The sequence below is a fragment of the Commensalibacter sp. A3DC genome (genome assembly GCF_047307945.1).
Lineage (GTDB): Bacteria > Pseudomonadota > Alphaproteobacteria > Acetobacterales > Acetobacteraceae > Commensalibacter > Commensalibacter melissae.
Map to the genome: position 1 here is coordinate 1 of NZ_JAXOQA010000108.1, position 2,794 is coordinate 2,794.

General features: G+C 32.6%; 3 protein-coding genes. All 3 read left to right on the forward strand.

What is annotated here, in order from left to right:
* Positions 1 to 285: capsular biosynthesis protein (locus tag U0839_RS08640; protein WP_413550489.1), on the forward strand; the 285-nt coding region annotated here is incomplete at its 5' end.
* Entirely contained in the window at positions 282 to 1,904 is a 1,623-nt protein-coding gene (locus U0839_RS08645) for a capsular biosynthesis protein (protein ID WP_155565890.1), read from the forward strand. The genes U0839_RS08640 and U0839_RS08645, both read left to right, overlap by 4 nt.
* Complete coding sequence (locus tag U0839_RS08650) at positions 1,904 to 2,629, forward strand: glycosyltransferase family 2 protein (RefSeq protein WP_413550490.1); 726 nt, start codon at positions 1,904 to 1,906, stop codon at positions 2,627 to 2,629. Before U0839_RS08645 ends, U0839_RS08650 begins: the two co-directional genes overlap by 1 nt.
* Positions 2,630 to 2,794 lie beyond the last annotated feature (165 nt).

Genomic DNA, 2,794 nt, shown 5'->3' on the forward strand with positions numbered 1-2,794 from the left:
ATTCAAAAATTAAGGGAATACAAGAAACAAGGATTTGAAATTATTATTCAAACAGCCAGAAATATGTATACTTATAACGGTGATATTGGAAAGATTAATGCCAATACTTTACCAATTATCATTGAATGGTTAAAAAAACATGAAATTCCATATGATGAAATTTATGTAGGAAAACCATGGTGTGGAAAAGAGGGATTTTATATTGATGATCGTGCCATACGACCGTCTGAATTCATTTCAATGTCTTTCGATGAAATTACAAAATTAATTGAAACAAAAAAATGACTTCATCTTGCGTAAATATTATCACTTCTGCCGCATATGTGAATCAAGAACTGGCAGCCGAATTTGGTTTAATTCCCCCTTCCTTTCTACCTTTGGGAACGGGAAGATTATTTGAAATACAGGTTAAAAATTTTAGAAAAAACTTAATTGAAAATTCACCGATCTACCTGACTTTGCCTGATAGCTTTATTGTTACTCCCTATGATCAACATACTTTAAAAGAAAAAGGTGTAGTAATCGTTTCTGTCCCGGATGACATGTCTCTAGGAAATTCCCTAGTATATACGATTAACGTCATCAATGCATACAATTCAAACATACGTATTTTACACGGTGATACAATTCTTGATGATATTCCTCAAGAAATGGATATTATTGCAAGTTATCCTGATGGTGACGATTATTCTTGGGCAGTAATCAATCAAGCTGATAATAAATATATTAAAAACCTTGAAACCATCAAATCAACCAAAGATGAAAATAATTACCGTCCAGTAGCTTGTGGCTATTTTTCTTTCTCAAAGGGGAATGAACTGATCAAGTCCTTATGTCAAGCACGTGGAAATTTTATTGAGGGAATAAACTTATATAACAAACATCAGCCCTTAAAAATAAAAGCTATTAAAAACTGGTATGACTTTGGACATATTCAGACTTATTTTCAATCAAGACGTTTGGTTACAACTGCAAGGGCCTTTAATTCACTCCAAATTACCTCAAATACAGTTAAAAAAATTTCTTCTGATTCTTTTAAGATGCTTGCTGAAGCAGAGTGGTTGGAATCAACTCCACCAAATCTAAAACCCTTCACCGCTCGTCTTTTCGAATACGGACAAGATAATGACAAAACATTCTATTCCACTGAATATCAATACACACCAACGCTAGCTGAATTATTCGTATTTTCAGATATTGGAAAAGCTACATGGAACAAAATTCTGGCCTCTTGTACTGATTTCCTGAATTTATGCGCAAAACAAAAAGGTAAAAAAAAGCGGGACGATTACACTGCACATTTAGTAGGTAACAAAACCTTTGAACGTTTGAAACTCTTTTCAAATCAAACAGGTTTTAATATCATGCATGACCTCGTTTTCAATGGTAATAAATATCCATCATTATTAACTATTGCAAATAATTTGTCAGATTTTATTACAAAAAATCCTGAAGAATTATGTACAATCATGCATGGCGATTTTTGTTTCAGTAACATTTTATATAATTCACGCAATCGTCGTATTACAGTGATTGATCCAAGAGGATATGTATTTCCCCATATAAAGGAAAATTATGGTGATTTACGTTATGATATGGCCAAGCTATCCCATTCAATTAACGGGTTATATGACTTTATCATAACAGGACGCTATAATCTTATTAACAATAATCAATATGATTTCGAACTAACATTTGATTTATCATCTTCCCATAAATGGCTACAGACATATTTTAATAAAATAAATATTGCGAATATTACGGTTTCAAGCAAAGAAATCCAAGCTATGACCATAGCATTATTTTTGTCGATGTTACCTTTACATGCTGATCGCCCTGATCGACAAAAAGCATTTATTGCAAATGCCTTACGTTTATATTCGATATTTGAAAGAAAAGATTAATGATAGTTATTCCAATGGCGGGACTGTCCAGCCGTTTTTCAAAAGCTGGATATACGCAACCTAAATACATGTTGCCTTTAAATGGGAAAACAGTTTTTACCCATTCAGTTGAAAGTTTCAAAGCATATTTCCAAGATACTCCATTTCTGTTCATTGCCCGTTCAATTATGAATACGGAAAATTTTATACAAACTGAAATTGACAAGCTTGGTATCAAAAAAGCAAATATAGTCATTCTAGATCATCCTACCGCTGGACAGGCAGAAACTGTAGAATATGGAATTCACAAAGCCGGTCTTGAAAATAACATGGCGCTGACAATATTCAATATTGATACCTTTAGAAGGGATTTTCATTTTCCCAAACAAGAATGGTTTAAACGTTCTGACGGATATCTAGAAGTATTTAAGGGTGATGGTGAAAACTGGTCTTACGTGGAACCAGATTCTGAAAGTCAAGAGCCTATCGCTCTAAGAACCGCAGAAAAAAAACCAATATCCGATTTATGTTGTAACGGTCTTTATCACTTCAAGAAATCTGGAGATTTCCTATATGCTCTTCAACAAGAAAGAAAAACGCCTTCTACATCCGAATTATATATAGCGCCCTTATATAATTATTTAATTCAAAATAATAAAAAAATTCACTATAAACTTGTTAATAAAGATTGCATAACATTCTGTGGGATTCCCGCGGAATATGAAGCTTTATGCAAAAACTCTTAGCTTTGATATAAAACTGGACTATGTCCAGTTAACCAATCATCTCTTGAATTGATAAACCTTTCTCCAAAATTTTTCTGTCATGATTTTTGGAACCACTTGTCTATATTCTCTTTTTAATTTTTTGAATCTAACAACAAATTGAATCATCAATTTCAAACCTAAAAA